Raw genomic sequence first — 267 nt, forward strand, 5'->3', positions numbered from 1 at the left:
TCGGAATCGCGGGCAGCTGATAGCCGTCATCCTCGCGCGCCGCATACATGGCTTCGTAGGAGCCGAAAGCCGAATCGACATCCGCCTGCGGTGCAAGCGGCTGGCCGTTATCGTCGACCTTGATAACCGGCATATCCGGGATTGCGGCGCAACCGGCGAGGCCGGCGGCCGCTGTTGCGGTCAATGCAGTCAGGAAACCGCGGCGGGAAATCGTGTTTTGCATCATTGAACCAATTTAGCGGTGGGAGATGGGTTGTGAGATAGCAT

At 59.9% G+C, this 267-nt stretch carries 1 protein-coding gene; it reads right to left on the reverse strand.

Annotated features, from left to right (window positions below; all coding sequences use genetic code 11):
- The coding region (locus AC0MA3_RS26565; RefSeq protein ID WP_474658356.1) for a twin-arginine translocation signal domain-containing protein at positions 1 to 226 on the reverse strand (226 nt) is incomplete at its 3' end.
- Positions 227 to 267 lie beyond the last annotated feature (41 nt).

Source organism: Paenibacillus sp. LS-5 (assembly GCF_056121505.1).